Origin of the sequence: Kosakonia sacchari SP1, from assembly GCF_000300455.3 — a bacterium.
Taxonomy (GTDB): domain Bacteria; phylum Pseudomonadota; class Gammaproteobacteria; order Enterobacterales; family Enterobacteriaceae; genus Kosakonia; species Kosakonia sacchari.
Genome location: NZ_CP007215.2, coordinates 3,567,471 through 3,586,802 on the forward strand (window position 1 = coordinate 3,567,471; position 19,332 = coordinate 3,586,802).

A 19,332-nucleotide genomic window follows, 5' to 3' on the forward strand; every position below is an offset into this window, starting at 1 on the left:
AGCACAACAAAGGATTGAGAAAAATTTCAAACTTGCAAATTTTACACACGCACATCCAGACGCTCCAGGAGGGTGTAATATGGAAAGAAAAATAGATGTCATATTATGCAAAATCACCTGTTCTTATACCAAAAAAGGCATCACTCAATTAGTTAATGAAATCAGAAACGGCAGTGGTTTGCACATTGGAATTAACTTTACAGCACCTTATTCTGGCCGGGGAACATTAGTGGTGACCAAAGGTAATTTTATACCCTTTACGTTGGCACATACGCCTATGATTGTGATACCCGATAAAGTTCCGGTCAGTGTTTTAATGGACATATTAACCGAATTTGTTTACGGAAGAGTCAGCCAGTATGTGAAGACGATTCGTCTTGGAAGGCGCGAAATTGCGATTCTTAAGGAGATGATTTACGAAAAAAGTGATGAGGAGATTTCCACGCTATTAAACATCAACAAAAAAACCGTTTCATCGCATAAGGACAACATAAAAAAGAAAATCTCCGCGAGTACAAAGATTGACATTTTCTATGCGTTTAGTATTTTTTCCTTTACCGACTCCTCATTAAATGAGAGTACGAGCGAAGATCCACTTTTTATGCCGCCGGGCGAGCAAATAAATAGAATGGTCGCTTACGGCTAAGAAAGAATAATAACCACAACACTCAGAAAAATAAAAACCAGGATGCAATCTGCAATTGCCTTTTTATCCCGTGGATAAAAAGGCAATTCACATTAAATATCGTTAAGTCTTTTTGCCGTATTTACGCGATTGACCCACTTTTCTTGAGCGTACAAGTCGAAAGTGTCTATAAAAAGAATACGCGATAACGATCAGCAGCACGCCTATCAAGGCCAGGTTCATCATCACCATTTTAGTTTCACTCACAGCGGGCGGGCTTTCATTTAACCGATAAATAACCGCAGCCGTCAATAGCTGACCAAAAAATAAGACTGGCCTCAACAGCACAAATAATTAAATGCTAATGATGAGATTAAACCTAAGGAAAACAATGGCACTGCCGCGCATTGCCAGCATGAGTACGCGACACCGCTATTATATTTAGATTTTTCATCGTCCTTGCACGGCGAATTCCCCACATAAATTGGCTATTTATTCTGTCACGCTGGTTAACTGTTGGCGGATAGCATCAATAAACAACCGCAGCGCGGCGTGTTGATGTTCGCGAGACTGGTACAGACCATAAATCCCCAGTCGTTGCGGTTCGAGATCGGGTAATACCCTGACCAGTTGGCTATTATTCAGCGCCTCCTGCGCTTCCCGTTCCGGCACCAGCGCCAGCCCGCACCCGGCAATCGCCGCATCACGCAGCACCGCGGAGATCCCCGCGCTCAGATTACCGTTCGCCATCACTTCCCACTTGTTTTGTGCGCTGTCGGTAAAGTGCCATGACTGCCCGGCGAAACCGCTGTAGTGCAGACAATTGTGGTGCTCAAGCTCGTGCACCGTGTGCGGTGTACCGTGCTGGCGTAGGTAATCCGCCGATGCGCAAAGTACCGAGCGGCACTCGCCCAGACGCGTGGCTATCGCGCCTGCTTCCGGGTTATTGGTGATGCGAATCGCCAAATCAATGCGTTCGCCAATCAGGTTGACCGGGTGGTTTCCTACTTCGACTTCGATTCTTAACGCCGGGTAACGCGCCAGAAAACCCGGCAGCACCGGTCCGATAATGTGACTGGCCGTGAAGTGGGCGCAGGCGACGCGCAATGTGCCGGAGGGGGTTTCCCGCGTCGATTGCCCTTCAATATCACCAAACAGCGGCGCGAGTTGCCGCGTCTTTTGTAACGTATTTTCCCCGGCAGGCGTCAGCGTAAGACGGCGAGACGAACGATGAATAAGCCGGGCACCCGCCCATTTTTCCATTTCATCAAGGTAGCGGCTGACCATCGGGCGAGAAATGCCCAGCGCCCGCGAAGCGGCACTCAAACTTCCCAACTCGCAGATGCGATTAAACACCACCACCGCCATCACTCTGTCCATCTGTTCACCTGTTCGATTTGCGAAACCTGAAGCGCATTGTTTCAGAAATACGCCTGGCAAAACAGCCTTCCGCCCCTGCCTTGTGTTTTGAGTTGACTGCTTTTCGTGTGAGTCCGGGTTCTGTGGCGCGTCATGTGGTCATGAAATGGCTGTCATGCCGAAAGAGGCGCATGAAGCCTGGCGCTTTGCTGCCTCGGTTTTCAACCAACAGCGCCATTCCTGCGCACCCGATGTTACTCATCGGTGTACTGCGCTTTACGACACGTTCGCACCTGCAATTTATGCATAAAGTTTGCAGGCGGTATGCCGTTAGTCATATCGATGGGCCAATGCTTTGGCAATGCAAATACATGAATGTGTTTTAAGCGGGAAACCGCGGATGAGAAAAATGATACGAAAAATTTTGTTACTGCTGTCTGTTTTATCCATTGGCTATTACGCTTACTCCTATTATACGGTGATGGCAGACTTACCCCTCACGTACCAGGTGCAGAATGTCTTCACAATAGTCATGTGCTCGGTGTTTGCCGTGCTGTTATTTTCATCAAATAATAAAGAACTATTATTTTTGTTAAACCACTACTATTGCTCATTCAGGATAAGTAAAACAGACAATAGCTATAACTACACGCTTTTATTCTGTTTTCTGTTTCTGTCTTACGCTCACTATTATCTTTCCAGCCTGTTCTGCAGGTTAATACTGGATGTAATAATAAAAATCGGCTCACTGGAAACCTTGTTGACGATCGATATTTACACCTCACTGTTATTTGCGGCTAACTGTCTATTATTTGTGGTTTACGCCATTCCTGTTGTGCACGCATTTATAAAACTGCACGCTGAAAAGGCTACCGTAGTTTCTCCCCATCATGACGAATAAAAGACCTTCAGTACAAAGACGAATGCTTTGCTAAAAAAAGACTGGCGCGAGCTCGCCAGTACTTTTTAGGTTAACTAAATGCCTCAACAATTAATTTTCACATTTTATTCAGTATGTTACCAGCTTCATAAAAAAGTAGATTCTGTTTATTTCCTCCATACTAAGAACAGATGTGATGCGATCAGATCGACACGTTAAACGCCCCGGATAAAAGGTCTACGCCAAAAGCCCGATTTGTTTTTTTATTTCACCCGTTATCTTTAAGTGGTTATCGGATAACAATGCAGCAGCGGATAATATTTAAACCATCAACAAAATACGTTGATATAAATATAACTCCGCGATACCGAGCGCAAATCACTAATGACAAGCATGTTGTTTTTTAATTTTGCTTGCGCATCCGATAAAGCAAAATTAAACGCTCGCACCGTACGATAAACCCACATCGTAATCATGAGGAGATACAGAGATGCCATCTATTTATTATCGCGGCGATAACCGCGTCATTTCAGAAATACAAAAAACAGGGTTCCAGCCGCGCATTGAATCGTGCCGGGGGCGAACGCCTGCCCAGGCTATTGCCTATATTCAGCAACTTATTGTCACCAACGGTTTTAAAAGCCTCGCGGATATTGGCGGTTATATCATCAGTAATTCCAAAGGGGATTCTGTCTCGACCTCATGTATCGAAGATGGCGCATCTTATGGCACACATAAATATCGCATCACCGCCCCGAAGAGTGCGCTTTTTTTTGAATTTAATCTCGATGGCAGCGTGGGGGCACAGTTGCCCGATCAAGGGCATATGTATGGACGCAAGCCGTACTATATTTTGACCAACGTGAACCCTGATTTAAGCCAATACGTTATCGTTGGGACCAGAACGGCCACGCAGGAAGCCACCTTTTTTACTGATATACCCAGCGACTGGATCTCGTTACTTAGCTGACCGCTGCTCGCCGCGAAAACCGTGCCCTCCTGCTTCGTGAGGGCACGGTTTAATGCGTAGAGTCATCAATGACATCACGGAACCGGTTATTCCCTTTTGTTAACGCGCGTCATGGCGTTTTGCACACCGGTTCGCCGCGCGAGAGAGTAAAAGTGCCTTTCACCTGCCCTCTTTCCGATCGGCCAAACGGCTACAGTCATGCGGTGAAACAGCCTGCCTGCATCTGATTCACGCCGCGAAATGACGCGCAATACACACCCCATTCTGTGCCTGACACACCGTTTTAATAAACGCAGGGTAAACGGCACGGCGCTAAATCCCTGGCCGCAGTGTAAATTTTCTGCACGCGCTGCCGATAGCAATAACAGAAGTGCAACTTTGACATTGACGTTGAGCAGAACACATTATGAAAAGACATCCCCTTTCCTGCCGCGCGCTGCGCGCCGCCGGATACGATCCAAACTCCAGCGTACTTGAGCTTGAACACAGCAATGGCCGGGTTGAGCAATATCTTGGCGTGCCGCCTAAAACCTGGCAGGCCTTTTTGATGAGCCACGAGCAGGAAAACTATTTCCGCGAACACATCGCCAGTAGCTACCTGAAAATTACCGTCGAGCAGGCAAATCAAAGCCGTTTTTAACCGCTGATGCGGTAATTTTTTGCCCGCGTTTGTGCTAACGTTGTCTGCCCGCAGACGATGCGGTTTGGTGCGTACTCATGCTGGCGACAGCGTAACGAGGTGTTATGAGAATTGGTATTGCGTTTCCTATCCTGGTTTTTATTGTCGCCGTCGCCTTTCTGACGTGGTTTATCGCTGGCGGTTACGCCACGCCGGGCAGCTAACGTCCGACGTGTTTCGCCATCGGGCGGCAGATAAATATCATGGCCAGTGCGCTGAGCGACGGGATCAGCGCCAGCCACATCCAGGCGACACTCGCCGCCGCAGAAGGGAGTAGTGCGTTATCCAGTTGCCCGCCTAACAGGAAGTTTCCCGCCAGCACCGTGACGCCCCCCATCGACGCCAGTGCGCCATAATGCGCGCCGAGGTTCTGGTTATCCGCAAACCACGGCACCAGATCTTTCCCCACCGGAACAATCAACATTTGCCCGAGCGTTAACAGCGTCACCATGCAAGCGGCTGGTACATAGCGCTGCCAGTTTTCCGGCGCCGGTGTCGCGGCAAACAGTGCGACGCTGATAAATGACGCTGCCAGTAGCGCAAACCCCACCGGCAACATGCGTGCCGCGCCAATACGGCGGGCAAGCCGCGCCAGCGGCATCTGTAACGTGATGATCAGTACCGAGGCCAGCATAAAGAGCGGACCGAGAGTTTTCTCGCTGCTGCCCGAGCGGCTCAGTTCAACCGGCAACGCCAGGTAAAGCTGGTTATAGCTGAACAGATAAGCGCTGTAGGCTACCATAAACGCGACAAAACGCGGTTTGCGAAAGGTTTTCCACCACGGCAGCATATGCAGCGTTTCCGTTTTCCCGTTGCCGCCCGGCAGGCAGAAAAAGAGCACCAGCAGAGCCACGACAAATACGCCCGCCCCGGCCAGCGCCACGCGCTGAAAACCAAAACCGGCTAGCAGCGAACCCAGCAGTGGCCCGAGCACCGTGCCCAGCTCGCCGCAAATGGCGAACAGCGCGAACCACTCTGCGCGGCTGCGTTTTCCCGCTTTTTCACTTTGTGTGCCCGCTTTCGCCAGCAACGCTTCGATAGCCGGAGAAAACAGCGCCCCGCCAACACCGGTTAAACAGGCCCCCAGCACCACCGGCAGCAGTTCACCGCCAAATGCCAGCAGCAGATACCCGCTGATGCGCACCACGCAGCCGCACAAAATAATGATCCTTGCGCCAAAGCGGTCCGATAACGCGCCACCTAATAAAAACATTCCCTGCTGGGAGAATGTGCGCAGGCCGATGATCAAGCCAATCAGCGAACCGGAAAGCAGCAAATCATCGCGCAGATAGATCGCCAGAAACGGCACCACGGCATAAAAACCGATATTAAAAATCAGCTGGCTGCCGGCGAGCAGGTACGGCGAGGTCACTTTCGGCGAGGCAGAAATTTGGGCAAGCATGGACGGTCCAGATCAGCAAAACGTGCAAGGGTCTTTAATACCGGGGAAATTTCCTGCTGGCAACTCTCTTTAAATACACAGTAAAAACAAGGTCTTTATTGATAATTCCCCATATTGACAAGGCCCATGCCGCTCGGTATAAGAGCCGCCATAAGAATGATTTGCATTTACAAAAACTACTCTTTCTCAAGGTCATGATGATGCCTATGTTTAAAAAATCGTTGTTTGCACTGGGGATGTTGTTTGCGGGTTCAGCACTGGCGCAAGCCACCCATTATCCGCTGACCATTGAAAACTGTGGTGTGCAGGTTACGTTCGACAAAGCGCCGCAGCGCGTGGTCGCGCTGGGGCAAAACACGGCAGAAATTATGCTGCTGCTCGGCTTGCAGGACAAAATGGTTGCCAGCGCGTTCTGGCCGACTAAAGTGCTGCCGCAGCTGGCCGCGCAGAATGCCAAAGTGAAAGTGCTGACGGTCGAGATCCCAACGCTTGAGTCGATCATTGCCCAGGAGCCCGATTTCGTGGCCGCTCAGTTGCCGATCCTGCTGGGGCCGGACAGCAAAGTGGCGAAGCGCGAGGATTTATCCGCCATTGGCGCAAACAGTTATCTCTCGCCAGGTGTCTGTGCAACCAAACAGGATAACGGCGATATTTACGGCAGCCGCCATACCTTGTGGAACCCGTCGCTGCTATACAAAGAGATCAGCGATCTGGCCGAAATTTTCGATGTGCAGGATCGTGGCGAAAAGCTGATTGCCGAGTTCAAACAGCGTGAAGACGCGCTGCGCAGCAAGTTCGGCCACGGCAAGAAAAACCTGTCATTTGTCTTCTGGTTCTCCAGCGCGTCGCCCTCGGCTGACGCCTATGTCGGCGGCAAGAACAGCGCTTCCGGTTATATCGCCAACCTGCTGGGCGGGCACAGCGCTATCACCTCAGAAAGCGAGTGGCCGACGCTCAGTTGGGAAAGCATTATTGCTTCTAACCCGGACGTGATTGTTGTCTCCAGCCTCGATCGCAACCGCTGGACGCTGGACAGCGCGGAAGAGAAGATCAAATTCCTGAAAAGCGATCCGGCGGTCAGCCAGCTTGAGGCGGTGAAAAAAGGCCATATCGTGGTGATGGATGGCCAGGCGATGAACCCGACCATCCGCACGTTCTACGGCGCAGAACAAGTGGGCGCGCAACTGGAGAAGCTGGGGCTGGATAAATGACCACGCCCTCACCGGCTCTGCTTAAAAAAGCGCAGCACGTTGCGCTCTTGTTGTTATCGCTGGTGCTGCTCGCACTGGTGATTGCCGTCAGCGTCGGCGTCGGCGAACTGGCGATTCCGCTCAGAACCACCTTTTACGCCGTCAGCAATAAACTGGGGCTGACCAGTGAGCCGCTAAACCGTATCCATGAAACGGTGATTTGGGACTTCCGCCTAAGCCGCGCGCTGGTTGCCGCCTGCTGCGGCGCCGGGTTAGCGATTTGCGGCGCGGTGTTGCAAAGCCTGCTGAAAAACGCGCTGGCAGAACCTTATGTGCTGGGCGTTTCAGCCGGGGCATCCACCGGCGCGGTGTCGGTGGTGGTGCTAGGTCTCGGCGCGGGCGCGGTGTCGCTCTCCGCCGGGGCATTTGTTGGCGCGTTTGCCGCCTTTTTGTTTGTCGCTGTGCTGACTAACGGCGCGCGCGGCGGCAATGAACGCACCATTCTCGCCGGTGTTGCGGCTTCTCAGCTTTTCAACGCCATCACCGCGTACAGCATCAGCACCTCCGCCAGCGCCCAGCAAGCGCGGGATGTGATGTTCTGGCTGCTGGGCAGTTTCAGCGGCGTTCGCTGGCCGGAATTCCAGCTGGTATTAGTCGTGGTTATCATTGGCCTGCTGGCGTGTCTCTATCACGCCAAAGCGCTGGACGCTTTTACTTTTGGCGATGACGCGGCCGCCTCGCTGGGCATTCCGGTAGGCGCAGTACGCTTGATTCTCTTTTCCGTTACCGCGCTCATCACCGCCACTATTGTCAGCATGGCCGGTTCCATTGGCTTTGTGGGTCTCGTGGTGCCGCATGTCATGCGCTATTTCATCGGACCGCTGCACCGCCAGTTACTGGTGGCATGTGCGATGGCCGGTGCGATTTTGATGGTGCTGGCGGATATTGCCTCGCGCATGCTGATTGCCCCGCAAAGCCTGCCGGTTGGCGTGGTCACTGCGCTGGTGGGCGTGCCGTTCTTCGCGGTTATTCTCTATCGCTCAAGGAGATTCGCATGAGTATCAGCGCCAAAAATCTCTGCTGGCGGGCAGGGAAAAAAACCATTGTCGATAACGTCTCGCTTGAAGTAGCCAGGGGCCAGACACTTGGCTTGCTGGGACCAAATGGTTCAGGGAAATCCTCGCTGCTGCGTATTCTGGCCGGATTGCGCCGCCCGGATGATGGCAGCGTGATGCTGGATGGTCGCGATGTCGCAACGCTGAGAAAAAAAGCGCTGGCGCAGCGGGTGGCGTTTGTTGAGCAGCATGCGGCGACGGAAGCCAACATTCGCGTGCGTGATGTGGTGAAGCTGGGGCGCATTCCGCACCACTCGCCGTTTAGCCCGTGGTCGCACAACGATGATGAGATAGTGACCGCGGCGCTTGAGCGCGTGGGCATGCTGGAGCACAGCGAGCAGGGCTGGCAAAGCCTCTCCGGCGGCGAACGCCAGCGGGTCCATATTGCCCGTGCGCTGGCGCAAGCGCCGAGCGAAATTTTGCTCGACGAGCCCACCAACCATCTCGACATCCACCATCAAATGCAGTTAATGCGCCTTATCAGCGAACTGCCGGTGACCAGCATTGTCGCAATCCATGATTTGAACCACGCGGCCATGTTCTGCGATGCGCTGGTCGTGATGCAAAAAGGACAGATTGTGGCGCGCGGCACGCCGGATGAGGTGCTCACGGAAGCAATGTTGTCCGAGGTATTTCAGGTACGCGCGCGCATTGAGATCTCACCCGATCACGGCAAAAAGCATATTCACTTTTTGTGAAAGACTTTGCGCCAGAACGCGGCACTGTTCTGGCGCGAAGCGGGCTTAAAGATCGATAACGTTGCGGCTGTCCTGCAATGTCGCATGTAACGATTTCAGCGACACCACCGAAGATTGCTGGGTGATGGCCACAATCGCGCCTAACGATTTATCTAACAGATCCAGATTGTTCGTTTCCAGCGCTTTATCCAGCACGGCAAACGTCTGGGTAAGCGACGTCTGGCGCAGCGCGAAATCCTGGTTCAACGCCTGTAATAACACCTCTTTCTGCGCCTGAATACGCGCAATTTGCACTTCGGTTTGCTGGGTGATTTGATGGCGAACCGTTTCCTGTTCCGCACGGTATTTTTGTAAATCACGCCAGGCGTCAAAAATCTCTTTCGCCGCCGATGCCGCTTGTAACGGCGACGCTTTTGCCGCCACTTTCGAGGCGTTAAACAGTGCTTTCATCTTATGCCCACCAGAATAAATAAGCTGCGTATCCCATCAGGGCCAGAATGCCCGTTCCCACCAGCCCTGAGCTGTCAAAATTAAACAGACGACCTAACGCCCCGGAAAAGCCGGTAAAACTGAACAAAAAGGCGACAAGCGAGGTGTAAGTCCACTCAATGCTGTGCAGGTAGTACCCCAACGCGCCAAAAAGAAGGCACAGCACCATCCACACCAGAAACGACGGTTCATCGTCATCGGCAGTGGCTTTGCGTTTCTGGCTATCTGCCAGCCAGAAATAGAGCGCGCTCTGCTCGCCAGGCGCGAGCGAAGAGACATCGCTGGCCGTGGTCATGTGATCATTTGCGGCAATCAGGTTAGTCACCAGCGTATTCACACGCTCCTCGGTGAAGGCCTGCGCATGGGAAACCACCTTCACGGATTCCGGTGTCGGGCTATTTTGATCATCGACCAGACGTATCGCCAGCAACTGTTTCATCGCTTTTACCAGCAGCACGGTCTGGAGCTTCAGGAAAACGACACGCTCGTGCGCAACGTTGGCCGACAGCGCCTGATCCAGCATCTGGTAACTGGTCTTCAGGCGCTGAGCAATGCCTTCAATGGTCGAGGCATACAGCGAAATATGCTGGTTAATGGCCTGCGCCACTTCGATCACCGCATTGATTTTTGCCACTTCCTTGTTAACCGCACTGCGATATTCATACGCTTCGGTGAGCTTTTTTTCCGCGTTCTGGCTGTATTTCAGCATCGCGAAAATGGCGACCGGCGCCAGCACAATGCCGCCCAGTACCATAGTGCCACCGGCGATCCCTGCGCCACCGGCAGAAAGCGCGCCGCCGCCAAACCAGGCCAGCGTAGCATTACTGGCAGCTGCGCCAGAAAGCGAGGCGATCGCCGTGCCGGTAGACGCCGCGCCAAACGTCGAAACTGCGCTCATTGAGCCCAGCGCGAGCGCCGCGCCGGTCGCTGTCCCTTTCACCCCGGTGCCAATGATTTCGGTCATTTTCACCGACTGGGTTTGCAACTGCGGCGCGTCGTAGCGGGCAAAATTATCTAACACATCCTGCGAGACTTTGGTCTCCAGCCGGTTAACTTTTTGGCACTTCTCCAGTACCGACAAGGCAGCGGGGATAATGTCATCCGCATAACTTTTCTTTTGATCAATCAGCGTGTTGATGAGCGTTGAGGATGCATTTCTGGCTTCTTCCAGCCCCTCTTCCGCCAGCCGCGCTTTGAAACGCGCATTCACCACAATCTCTTCAGCTTCTTTTTTTTGCCTGTGTGCTTTTAAAAAGTTCAATCCCATCGGTGACCTCGAAAGAATCCTGTTCCGCCCTATGCATGAAACTACGTTCCAGAAAACGTTATCGGCACCGTGAGACAATCGTTAAGTGAAATTTTCTTTGCGCTCAAATGGATAATTTCGCCATCCCGATTTTTTGCCTGATTTCGGCTCTTTTACTCAGTCTGACGCAGTTATATTTTACGTTTTCAGCAGGATGCCATCTTTCATGCTGGTTTATCGCGGTTTCTGGTAAATCCTGTCGCACGCCAAAAACCGTCGGTGAAGGAAGAAAATAAGTAAATACAATGGGGTGAAAGCGGCGGTCAAACCGTTGCCGGGTGTACTATATCGGTGAAAACATTCACCGGAGTCAGTAATGAATATCATTGAAATCATCATGTCGGCGGGCAAGGTTTCCGTAGATGTTGCGTTGTACACCTTGCTGCCCATTATGGTGGTGATGCTCATCATGATGAAATACCTGGAGGAGAAGGGGGTTTTAGATGGCATCGTGCGCCTCACCTCCCCCGTGCTGAAACCTTTTGGTATCAGCGGAATGGGGATTTTCGCCCTTATCCAGCTCAACTTTGTTAGTTTCGCCGCCCCTCTCGCCGCCCTGGCGATTATGGAAAGAAGAGGCACCTCCGACCGCCATCTCGCCGCCACGCTGGCGATGTTGTTCGCCATGGGCCAGGCCAACGTCTTTTATCCGCTCACGCCGTTCGGCCTGCACTGGGGGATGGCGATTGTAATTTCGCTTATCGGCGGACTTGCCGCCTCCACGCTGACCTATTATGTGTCGGGGCGAAAACTCTCCGCTGCCAGCCTGCGCGACGAAGAGGGCGAATTACACAAAGATAAACCGCGCGCGGGTTTGATTGCGGTGATTAACGGCGCCGGGGCAGATGCCATCCGTTTGTCGCTGGGGTCGCTGCCAATGCTGCTGCTGTCGTTAACGGTGGTGGGGTTATTGAAAGCCGCAGGCGTGGTGGAAGCCTTAACCACGCTGCTCACGCCGCTGCTGTCGTTTTTCCATATTTCCACGGTGTATGTGCTGCTGGCGTTAACCAAATGTCTGGCGGGCGGGACAGCCTATTTCGGCGTGGCGTCTGAAATGGTGCAGCACGGGCAATTAACGGCTGAGCAAATCAACGCCTCGGCAGGCTTTCTGGTGCAGACGCTGGATTTGCCCGGTATCGGCATTTTTCTCGGTATCGCCAGTCGCTTTGTGCGCCTGTTCCGTTTTGCGCTGCCGGGCGCGATTGTCGGCATTCTGGTGCGCACGGTTTTGCATGTGATGGTGTTTTAAGCGTACGCCGGGTGACGCAATGCGTACCCGGCGGCTTGTTCTATTTTTTCACCGTATCTTCGAGGAAGAAGCGTCCCAGTGGGTTCTGGTAGAAGCCTTCAATATTCTTCCGGGTCACATTGCGGTACGGGCTGTAGTAGAGATCGATCCAGTTCACATCGGCTTTGGCCATTTTTTGCAGCTCGATATACATCTGTTCGCGTTTTTTCGCATCCATTTCGACACGTGCCGCTGCCACCAGCGCTTTCACTTTGTCGTTTTTATACCGCGTCATGTAGTTCATGTTGGTGTCATGTCCGAGCACAAACGTGGTCTTTTGATCCGGATCGAGAATGTCGTTGGTCCAGTACATCACCGAAATATCGTACTCACCGGCCACCAGCATGTCCCAGCTCTGGCTGGGGTCAACTTTCTGCAAGTTCACCTTCACGCCCGCTTTCGCCAGCTGCTGTTGCAGCAAAATGGCGATTTGCTCATCCACTTCATCCCCGGCGTTAACCACATAATTCAGCGTCAAATCGCCAGCACCCGCCGCTTTCAGCATCTGTTTCGCTTTTTCTGGATCGTAGGGGCGACGCAGATTGTCGTTGTAGTGATAGAGCGCACCGGCCGGAATATAGGAATTCGCCACCTGGCCGTAACCGAAGGTCACGGTTTTGACAATCGCGTCTTTATCGATGGCAAAATCCAGCGCCTGGCGCACTTCCACTTTGCCGAGCGCGCCGTGCGAATGGTTGATAAGCAGATGATCTTCGCGGGTTGATGGATCCAGCTCCACCTTCAGGTTGCTATCTTTTTGCAACGAGGCAATGCGTGAGAACGGCACCGTCAGCGCGGCATCCAGTTCGCCAGCCTGCACTTTCAGCATGCGCGTGTTGTCATCCGGGATGGTCAGCCAGTCGACTTCATCAAGGCTGACATTTTTTGCCTGCCAGTAGTTCGGGTTCTTCACCAGCACGATTTTCTCGCCGCGCACCCACTCTTTTACGCTGAACGCACCGGAACCGACCGGTTTTTCCGCAAAGGTTTCTTCGCCTTCACTTTTCAGCGCTTTCTCGGAGATCACCGACGCGTTCGGCAGCGCCAGTTGCGACAGGAACGGCGCAGACGGCGATTTCAGCGTCACCACCAGCGTGCGCGCATCCGGCGCTTCGGCTTTATCAATAATGCTGTACGAGTCCCGCCAGAGCGATCCTTCATCACTACGAATGCGCAGCAGGCTGAAGGCGGCATCGCTGGCGCTAACCGGTGTGCCATCAGAGAATTTGGTATCGCGGATTTTAAAGGTGTAGACCTTGCCATCCGGGGAAATGGTCCAGCTTTCTGCCACGCCCGGTTCCAGTTTGGTGCCGGTTTTATCAACGCGCACCAGCGGATCAAAAACGTTGGAAAAGACCCAGTTATCCGCGTTCTGTGCCGATTTGATCGGGTCAAACGTGGTGCTGTCTTCCCGACGACCAATCGTCAGAACGCCAGCCGCTTGCGCCATTTCACTGACCACACTGAGCGCCAGAAAAACGCTGGCTGCCAACAACTTAACTTGCTTGTGCTTCATCAAAGGATCCCTCAGTCAAAGGAAAAACACTCTTCTCGCCTGCGTGCGTCAGCACACAGGTCCAGGCGTGATCGGCAATCTGCCGGGTCGGGGGTAATGCACCGGTGCGGCACTGCACCTGCGCGTAAGGGCAGCGCGGATGAAAGGCGCAACCTTGTGGAATGGCAACCGGGCTCGGCGGCTCGCCCGCAAGCGTCTCCTGTGGCAACGGTTTATCCGGGTCGATTTCCGGGATGGCGGAGACCAGCGCGGCGGTATAAGGGTGGCGCGGATGAGTAAAGACCGCCTCGGCGGGGCCTTCTTCAACGATCCGCCCGAGATACATCACCGCCACCCGATCGCACAGGCGGCGCACAATCGCCAGATCGTGGGCGATAAACAGGATCGCCAGCCCCATTTTTTCGCGCAGATCCATCAGCAAATTGACGATCTGCCCCTGAATGGAGACATCCAGCGCCGCCACGCACTCGTCGGCGACAATCAATCGGGGTTCGATCGCCAGCGCCCGCGCAATACCCGCCCGCTGGCACTGACCGCCGCTCAGCTGAGCAGGCTTGGCTGCGGCGTGTTCCGGGCGCAAGCCGACCAACGTCAGCAGCTCTTCAACGCGTGCGCAAACCCGGTTGTGCGGCACCTTCTGATGGACGCGCAGCACTTCGCTGATGCTCTCACCTATTGTCTGGCGGGGGTTAAGCGAGGCGAATGGATCCTGAAAAATCATGGCCGTTTGCAGCCGCAGCCGCGCGATGTCGCTTTTCAGACCGTGAGTAACGCGGTGACCGTCGAAACGCACTTCACCATCATTGATCTTTTCAAGCTGCAACAGCGCCCGCCCCAGCGTACTTTTGCCGCTGCCGGATTCGCCCACTAATCCCAGAGTTTCACCCGCGTGGATTTTGAGCGTCACCTGGTTTACCGCGTGGACCACGCGTTTTTTGCTGAGCAGCCCGCCGGAAACCGGAAACGTGACCGAGACGTTATCCGCTTCCAGCAAAGGCCAGTTTGCCGGTGTCGACATTATCCCTCCCGCTGAGTCAGTGGCTGTAAGGCGTGATGGCACGCCGCAGCGTGCGTCAGGCTGTCGCGCCCGAACAGTAACGAAGGCTGCTGCTGGCATGTGCTGCTCGCTTGCGGGCAACGTGGATGAAAGCGGCAGCCGGTCGGGAAGCTCCCCGCCAGCGGCGGTTGCCCGTTAATGGTAACCAGCCGTCCCTGCCCGCCTTCGCTGGAGGGCTGGCAATCAATCAACCCGCGCGTGTACGGGTGCAGCGGCTGCGCCAGCACTTCGCGCTTGCCGCCCACTTCGCATAAACGCCCGCCGTACATCACCGCGATGCGATCGCAGGTTTGCGCCACCACGCCCAGATCGTGGGTGATCATCACCACCGCCAGGCCTAACTGCTCGCGCAGGGTGCTGAGCAAACGCAGGATCTGCATTTGTACGGTGACATCCAGCGCGGTGGTCGGCTCATCGGCTATCAGCAGCGACGGTTCCGGTGCCAGCGCCACGGCAATCATCGCGCGCTGGCGCATGCCGCCGGAAAACTCGTGCGGGTAGTTGTTAATACGGTTTTGCGGATCGGGAATGCCCACCTGGCGTAGCAGCTCTTTGGCATCCTCTTTAGCCTGCCGACGGTTAACGCCGAAATGCAGGCGGCGGCTTTCAGCAATCTGCTCGCCAATGGTCATTACCGGGTTTAAGTGGCTGGCCGGGTTCTGGAAAATCATGCCGATTTCCCGTCCGCGCACCGCCGACATCTGCGCTTCGCTGAGCGTTAACAGATCGCGCCCGCCAAACCACACTTCTCCGCCACTAATTGTTAATCCCTGGCCCGGCAGCAGGCGCATTAACGCCCGGCAGGTGACGGTTTTTCCGGAACCGCTCTCGCCCACCAGCCCCAGCATTTCCCCGGCCTGCAGCCGGAAAGAGACCTTATCCACCAGCGCGCAATCATCCCCACGTGAAATGGTCAATTGCGAGACGTTTAGTAAGCTCATACGCGCGCTCCCAGTTTGTCGCCAAGACCATCCGCCAACAGGCTGAAGCCCATTGCCAGCAGGACAATTGCCAGCCCCGGAAAAGTGGTTATCCACCAGGCGGTGGTGATAAAACTCTGCCCTTCCGCCACCATCACGCCCCACTCGGCCGTCGGCGGTTGTACGCCGAGACCGAGGTAGCTCACCGCCGCGCCGTTTAACAGCACCAGCACACAATCCGACATGGAGAACACCAGCGCGCCAGTCATGGCGTTAGGCAGCAAATGGCGAAACAGAATGCGGGCATGACCATAGCCAAGGCTACGCGCCGCCAGCACAAAATCACGCTGCTTGAGAGTTAATACCTGAGCCCGCACCAACCGGGCGTAAGAAACCCAGCCGACCATCGCCATCGCGATGTAAAAGCTGCCAAGACCTGGCCCGAGAATGGCGATAATCGCCAGCATTAACACCAGAAACGGGAATGCCAGCACGATATCGATAATGCGCATAATCAGCGCATCCACCGCACCGCCCAGGTAGCCCGACAGCGCGCCGAGCGTGGTGCCGAGCAGAAACGGAAAGATAACGCCCAGCAGGCAGATTTGCAGATCCACCCGCGCGCCCCACAGCACACGAGAGAAGATGTCGCGGCCAAAGTTGTCCGTGCCAAACAGATGTGCGCCTCCCGGTGGCAGCAAGCTGGCGGTCGCATCCTGCGTGATCGGGTCAAACGGTGCCAGCCACGGGGCGAATAATGCGACGCACAGCCATAAGCCAACAATCAACAACCCAACGCCAAGGGCATGCTGCTGTGGAATAGCGCGGCGACGTAACACGGTCAGTACGCTGATGGCACTCATAGTTTCACCCTCGGATCCAGCGCTACCGTCAGTACGTCGGCCAGCAAGTTGACGGCGACCGTGGCAAGGGCAAACACCATTACCACGCCCTGCACCACCATGTAGTCACGGCTGAAAATCGCTTTGACCAGCAACTGCCCCAGCCCCGGAATGGCGAACACGCTTTCAATCACCACCGTGCTGCCAATCAGCCAGCCGATATTCACCGCCAGCAGGTTGAGCGTCGGCACCAGGGAGTTGGGTAACACATGCCGCCAGAAGATACGGTTTTCCCGCTGCCCGCGCGCTCTGGCGGCCATCACGTAATCGCTGCTCATCTCCATCAGCAGGCTGGCGCGCAAGTTGCGGATTAATACCGCCGACAGTGCCAGCGCGACGGTCAGACACGGCAGTACCATGTGGTGCAACTGGTCGGCAAAATCGCTGCCGTAACCGGAAACCGGGAACCAGCCCAGCACCACGCTAAAAACAATGATCATCATGATGCCAAGCCAAAAGGCAGGGAAACCGAGCCCGGCGGTGGTGAACAGGCGGATAAGCTGGTCGGCGATGCGCCCACGCTGACGCGCCGCCAGCGCGGCCAACGGCACCGTAAAGATAACTGCCAGCAGCACGCTGCCAAGCACCAGCCACAAAGTAGGTTCAAGGCGGGAGCTAATCAGTTTTAGAGTATCGATACGGTAGACGATCGATTTTCCCAGCTCGCCCTGCACCAGATTGCGCAGAAAGTAGCCATACTGTACCCACAAGGGTTCATCCAGCCCGAATTGCGCACGGATCCGCGCCAGTGCCGCTGGCGTGCTGCGCACCCCAAGCAGGATGCGCGCCGGATCGCCGGGGATTGCGCGCACCATCGCAAAGGTGATGATGCTTATTCCCAACAGTACCGGCAGTAGCTGCAATGGCCGGAATAACAGAAAACGGTAACGGTGCATCAGCATTCTCCTGTGGTGCATGCGGGGTCGTAAGGTTAAAAAAACGCCTCGCGATGGTGCGCCACTCCCCTGGTTATCTGCGCCCGACCTTGTTTGTCGGGCGTTTTCTTTACGCTAGCGGCATCCATGGAGGCTGGGTAGTTAGCAAAAATACTAGTTTTGCCTCTCCCGCGTGACGGCACCGGAATTGCATGCCTTTATCATTCCACGGGAGAAGTCTGCACAAAGCGTGCCCGTGGCGCGGCACCGTCAACCATGAGGGGGAATGATGCGAATAAACATTGAAAACCCTGCTGCTGCCAATGCCAGCAGGCTTGAGGAGGCGTTTGCCGGGCTATTTACCCAGACGCAGGCGCTGGGTTTTGACGCGGTGATTTATGACTACACACCGGTTCCGCGCTCGCTGGAAGGGGCGCTTATCACCCCGTCGCTGCTGGAGATGCGTAACGTGCCGGAAGATATGCGTCGCTTGTGGTGCGAGCGCGGTTACTACCAGGTCGATCCGGTGCAACACTTCGCACTGGAAAGCTGCGCGCCGTTTGTCTGGTCCTATCAACGCCCGGACAGCGGAGCGCTTAATGGCAGGCTGGATGATAACGCCCAGGAAGTGACGCATTACATGCGCGACCACAATATGCCCTGCGGTGCCACAGTGCCGCTGCATTTGCCGCACGGCGGGTTTGTCACCCTGACCGGCATTGTCGCCAGCCAGCAGCAAGCGCGCGATATCAGCGACACGCTGGCGCAATTAACCTTTATCGCCCACCGTTTTCAGGAGTCTGCCTTCCCGCTGTTTGACGCCTCAATGCTCACGTGCCGCCATGTCAAATTGAGCAACCGCGAGCGCGAGTGCCTGGCGTGGTCAGCCGAAGGATTAACGGCGAAAGAGATTGCCCGTAAATTGCACCGCTCGGTGGCAACCGTGACGCTGCATCTGAATACGGCAGCGAAAAAACTTGGCGCGACCAACCGCGTACAGGCGGTGGTACGGGCGCTGCACTACCGTCTGCTCGACAGCTAATAACTAGCAATTTTGCTAGTGTTCAGCGCCGCCTTCTGCGTTCTACCCTGAAAGCCAGTTCACTTAACAGGGTAGACGTCAACTATGTATACCATTCGCGAAGGCTACGTTCCCTTCCGGGAGTATCAAACCTGGTTTCGCATCTGCGGCGATCTGCAAAACGGGCTAACGCCGCTGGTGGTGGCCCACGGCGGCCCCGGTTGCACCCACGACTATGTTGATGCATTCAAAGATATCGCGGAGACCGGCCGGGCGGTGATCCATTACGATCAAGTGGGTAACGGCCGTTCAACCCATCTGCCGGACAAAAGCCCCGATTTCTGGCAACCCGGCCTTTTTCTTGATGAGCTCAACCATCTGCTGCAAGCGCTGGAAATTGCCGACAACTACGCGCTGCTCGGCCAGTCCTGGGGCGGCATGCTGGCGGCAGAACATGCGGTGACACAGCCGCAGGGGCTGAAAGCGATGGTGATCGCCAACTCACCGGCATCGATGGCGCTGTGGCTGGAGGGCGCGGCGAAGTTGCGCGCGCAGTTACCACCGGATGTGCAGGACACGTTGTTAACTCACGAGGCGGCGGGTACGGTGGATAGCGCAGAGTATAAAGCGGCAAGCCAGGTATTTTATCAGCGCCATGTGTGCCGGCTCGACCCGTGGCCTGCGGAGGTGCAACGCACCTTTGACGCCATGGAGGCTGATCCTACCGTTTACCACGCGATGAATGGCCCCACCGAATTCCACGTCATTGGTAGCATGAAAAGCTGGACGATTATCGACCGGTTAAAGCAAGTGCGCGTGCCAACCTTGTTGATTTCCGGGCGCTACGACGAGGCCACGCCGGAAGTGGTGCAGCCTTTCAAAGATCATATTACCGGGGCGCAGTGGGTGATTTTTGAATCCTCAAGCCACATGCCCCATGTCGAAGAGCGGACGTTGTGCATGAAGACCGTCAGTGACTTTTTACTGGCCACATGCTGAGGCTGTTTGCCCACACCAGGTTGTGTTGTTAAGCGCCGGCC

Annotated in this window: 19 protein-coding genes; 10 read left to right on the forward strand and 9 right to left on the reverse strand. The window is 54.8% G+C overall.

Annotation, left to right across the window (positions count from 1 at the left end; genetic code table 11):
- Positions 1-79 precede the first annotated feature (79 nt).
- Positions 80-646: a helix-turn-helix domain-containing protein gene (locus C813_RS39920; RefSeq protein ID WP_017455779.1), complete on the forward strand. Its 567-nt coding sequence runs from the start codon at positions 80-82 to the stop codon at positions 644-646.
- A 471-nt stretch (positions 647-1,117) separates the two neighbouring features.
- Here the strand turns inward: C813_RS39920 and C813_RS39925 are convergent, their stop codons facing one another.
- The gene (locus tag C813_RS39925; RefSeq protein WP_017455778.1) at positions 1,118-2,005 is read right to left on the reverse strand and encodes a LysR family transcriptional regulator; all 888 of its coding nucleotides are present in this window, start codon (positions 2,003-2,005) and stop codon (positions 1,118-1,120) included.
- Positions 2,006-3,354: 1,349 nt separating this feature from the next.
- Between C813_RS39925 and C813_RS39935 the strand changes: the two genes are divergently transcribed.
- From C813_RS39935 to C813_RS47210, 3 genes are all read left to right on the forward strand, one after another.
- Complete coding sequence (locus C813_RS39935) at positions 3,355-3,834, forward strand: hypothetical protein (protein WP_017455776.1); 480 nt, start codon at positions 3,355-3,357, stop codon at positions 3,832-3,834.
- 406 nt (positions 3,835-4,240) lie between these two features.
- Complete coding sequence (locus C813_RS39940; RefSeq protein ID WP_017455775.1) at positions 4,241-4,474, forward strand: KTSC domain-containing protein; 234 nt, start codon at positions 4,241-4,243, stop codon at positions 4,472-4,474.
- 104 nt (positions 4,475-4,578) lie between these two features.
- A complete protein-coding gene (locus C813_RS47210) occupies positions 4,579-4,677 on the forward strand; it encodes a YoaK family small membrane protein (protein ID WP_017455774.1) in 99 nt (32 codons plus the stop codon).
- On the opposite strand, the gene C813_RS39945 is transcribed toward C813_RS47210, so the two are convergent.
- Positions 4,674-5,915 carry an MFS transporter gene (locus C813_RS39945; RefSeq protein ID WP_017455773.1) on the reverse strand — a complete coding sequence of 414 codons (1,242 nt, stop codon included), beginning with the start codon at positions 5,913-5,915 and terminating at the stop codon, positions 4,674-4,676. The two genes, C813_RS47210 and C813_RS39945, sit on opposite strands and share 4 nt — an antisense overlap.
- Before the next feature lie 206 nt (positions 5,916-6,121).
- On the opposite strand from C813_RS39945, the gene eitA reads away from it, so the two are divergent.
- The 3 genes from eitA to eitC are packed head-to-tail and all read left to right on the forward strand — an operon-like array spanning position 6,122 to position 8,918.
- Positions 6,122-7,126 (forward strand): siderophore ABC transporter substrate-binding protein EitA, encoded by a 1,005-nt coding sequence (gene eitA, locus C813_RS39950; RefSeq protein WP_017455772.1) that lies wholly within the window; start codon positions 6,122-6,124, stop codon positions 7,124-7,126.
- Positions 7,123-8,163 (forward strand): FecCD family ABC transporter permease, encoded by a 1,041-nt coding sequence (locus C813_RS39955; protein ID WP_017455771.1) that lies wholly within the window; start codon positions 7,123-7,125, stop codon positions 8,161-8,163. The genes eitA and C813_RS39955 overlap by 4 nt, the downstream gene beginning before the upstream one ends.
- The gene (gene eitC / locus C813_RS39960) at positions 8,160-8,918 is read left to right on the forward strand and encodes a siderophore ABC transporter ATP-binding protein EitC (protein WP_017455770.1); all 759 of its coding nucleotides are present in this window, start codon (positions 8,160-8,162) and stop codon (positions 8,916-8,918) included. The genes C813_RS39955 and eitC overlap by 4 nt, the downstream gene beginning before the upstream one ends.
- A gap of 45 nt (positions 8,919-8,963) precedes the next feature.
- Here the strand turns inward: eitC and C813_RS39965 are convergent, their stop codons facing one another.
- Positions 8,964-9,368 carry a hypothetical protein gene (locus tag C813_RS39965; RefSeq protein WP_017455769.1) on the reverse strand — a complete coding sequence of 135 codons (405 nt, stop codon included), beginning with the start codon at positions 9,366-9,368 and terminating at the stop codon, positions 8,964-8,966.
- A gap of 1 nt (position 9,369) precedes the next feature.
- Positions 9,370-10,674 carry a hypothetical protein gene (locus tag C813_RS39970; protein ID WP_017455768.1) on the reverse strand — a complete coding sequence of 435 codons (1,305 nt, stop codon included), beginning with the start codon at positions 10,672-10,674 and terminating at the stop codon, positions 9,370-9,372.
- 355 nt (positions 10,675-11,029) lie between these two features.
- On the opposite strand from C813_RS39970, the gene C813_RS39975 reads away from it, so the two are divergent.
- Complete coding sequence (locus tag C813_RS39975; protein WP_017455767.1) at positions 11,030-11,962, forward strand: nucleoside recognition domain-containing protein; 933 nt, start codon at positions 11,030-11,032, stop codon at positions 11,960-11,962.
- 40 nt (positions 11,963-12,002) lie between these two features.
- On the opposite strand, the gene C813_RS39980 is transcribed toward C813_RS39975, so the two are convergent.
- The 5 genes from C813_RS39980 to C813_RS40000 are packed head-to-tail and all read right to left on the reverse strand — an operon-like array spanning position 12,003 to position 17,292.
- Entirely contained in the window at positions 12,003-13,517 is a 1,515-nt protein-coding gene (locus C813_RS39980) for an ABC transporter substrate-binding protein (RefSeq protein ID WP_017455766.1), read from the reverse strand.
- A complete protein-coding gene (locus C813_RS39985) occupies positions 13,498-14,535 on the reverse strand; it encodes an ABC transporter ATP-binding protein (RefSeq protein WP_017455765.1) in 1,038 nt (345 codons plus the stop codon). Before C813_RS39985 ends, C813_RS39980 begins: the two co-directional genes overlap by 20 nt.
- A complete protein-coding gene (locus tag C813_RS39990) occupies positions 14,535-15,515 on the reverse strand; it encodes an ABC transporter ATP-binding protein (protein ID WP_017455764.1) in 981 nt (326 codons plus the stop codon). The genes C813_RS39985 and C813_RS39990 overlap by 1 nt, the downstream gene beginning before the upstream one ends.
- Positions 15,512-16,357 carry an ABC transporter permease gene (locus C813_RS39995; RefSeq protein WP_017455763.1) on the reverse strand — a complete coding sequence of 282 codons (846 nt, stop codon included), beginning with the start codon at positions 16,355-16,357 and terminating at the stop codon, positions 15,512-15,514. The genes C813_RS39990 and C813_RS39995 overlap by 4 nt, the downstream gene beginning before the upstream one ends.
- A complete protein-coding gene (locus C813_RS40000; RefSeq protein ID WP_017455762.1) occupies positions 16,354-17,292 on the reverse strand; it encodes an ABC transporter permease in 939 nt (312 codons plus the stop codon). Before C813_RS40000 ends, C813_RS39995 begins: the two co-directional genes overlap by 4 nt.
- A 265-nt stretch (positions 17,293-17,557) precedes the next feature.
- On the opposite strand from C813_RS40000, the gene C813_RS40005 reads away from it, so the two are divergent.
- Both C813_RS40005 and C813_RS40010 read left to right on the forward strand, forming a co-directional pair.
- Positions 17,558-18,313, forward strand: coding sequence for a LuxR family transcriptional regulator (locus tag C813_RS40005; protein ID WP_017455761.1), 756 nt, complete (start codon positions 17,558-17,560; stop codon positions 18,311-18,313).
- Positions 18,314-18,397: 84 nt separating this feature from the next.
- Entirely contained in the window at positions 18,398-19,291 is an 894-nt protein-coding gene (locus tag C813_RS40010) for a proline iminopeptidase-family hydrolase (protein ID WP_017455760.1), read from the forward strand.
- Positions 19,292-19,332 lie beyond the last annotated feature (41 nt).

Bases quoted from the DNA above. Each gene is read 5' to 3' on its own strand.
- C813_RS39965 (WP_017455769.1), bottom strand. From the start codon at position 9,368: ATGAAAGCACTGTTTAACGCCTCGAAAGTGGCGGCAAAAGCGTCGCCG.
- C813_RS39940 (WP_017455775.1), top strand. From the start codon at position 4,241: ATGAAAAGACATCCCCTTTCCTGCCGCGCGCTGCGCGCCGCCGGATAC.
- eitA (WP_017455772.1), top strand. From the start codon at position 6,122: ATGTTTAAAAAATCGTTGTTTGCACTGGGGATGTTGTTTGCGGGTTCA.
- eitC (WP_017455770.1), top strand. From the start codon at position 8,160: ATGAGTATCAGCGCCAAAAATCTCTGCTGGCGGGCAGGGAAAAAAACC.
- C813_RS39945 (WP_017455773.1), bottom strand. From the start codon at position 5,915: ATGCTTGCCCAAATTTCTGCCTCGCCGAAAGTGACCTCGCCGTACCTG.
- C813_RS39955 (WP_017455771.1), top strand. From the start codon at position 7,123: ATGACCACGCCCTCACCGGCTCTGCTTAAAAAAGCGCAGCACGTTGCG.
- C813_RS47210 (WP_017455774.1), top strand. From the start codon at position 4,579: ATGAGAATTGGTATTGCGTTTCCTATCCTGGTTTTTATTGTCGCCGTC.
- C813_RS39920 (WP_017455779.1), top strand. From the start codon at position 80: ATGGAAAGAAAAATAGATGTCATATTATGCAAAATCACCTGTTCTTAT.
- C813_RS39925 (WP_017455778.1), bottom strand. From the start codon at position 2,005: ATGGACAGAGTGATGGCGGTGGTGGTGTTTAATCGCATCTGCGAGTTG.
- C813_RS40010 (WP_017455760.1), top strand. From the start codon at position 18,398: ATGTATACCATTCGCGAAGGCTACGTTCCCTTCCGGGAGTATCAAACC.
- C813_RS39985 (WP_017455765.1), bottom strand. From the start codon at position 14,535: ATGTCGACACCGGCAAACTGGCCTTTGCTGGAAGCGGATAACGTCTCG.
- C813_RS39995 (WP_017455763.1), bottom strand. From the start codon at position 16,357: ATGAGTGCCATCAGCGTACTGACCGTGTTACGTCGCCGCGCTATTCCA.
- C813_RS39990 (WP_017455764.1), bottom strand. From the start codon at position 15,515: ATGAGCTTACTAAACGTCTCGCAATTGACCATTTCACGTGGGGATGAT.
- C813_RS39980 (WP_017455766.1), bottom strand. From the start codon at position 13,517: ATGAAGCACAAGCAAGTTAAGTTGTTGGCAGCCAGCGTTTTTCTGGCG.
- C813_RS40000 (WP_017455762.1), bottom strand. From the start codon at position 17,292: ATGCACCGTTACCGTTTTCTGTTATTCCGGCCATTGCAGCTACTGCCG.
- C813_RS39975 (WP_017455767.1), top strand. From the start codon at position 11,030: ATGAATATCATTGAAATCATCATGTCGGCGGGCAAGGTTTCCGTAGAT.
- C813_RS39970 (WP_017455768.1), bottom strand. From the start codon at position 10,674: ATGGGATTGAACTTTTTAAAAGCACACAGGCAAAAAAAAGAAGCTGAA.
- C813_RS39935 (WP_017455776.1), top strand. From the start codon at position 3,355: ATGCCATCTATTTATTATCGCGGCGATAACCGCGTCATTTCAGAAATA.
- C813_RS40005 (WP_017455761.1), top strand. From the start codon at position 17,558: ATGATGCGAATAAACATTGAAAACCCTGCTGCTGCCAATGCCAGCAGG.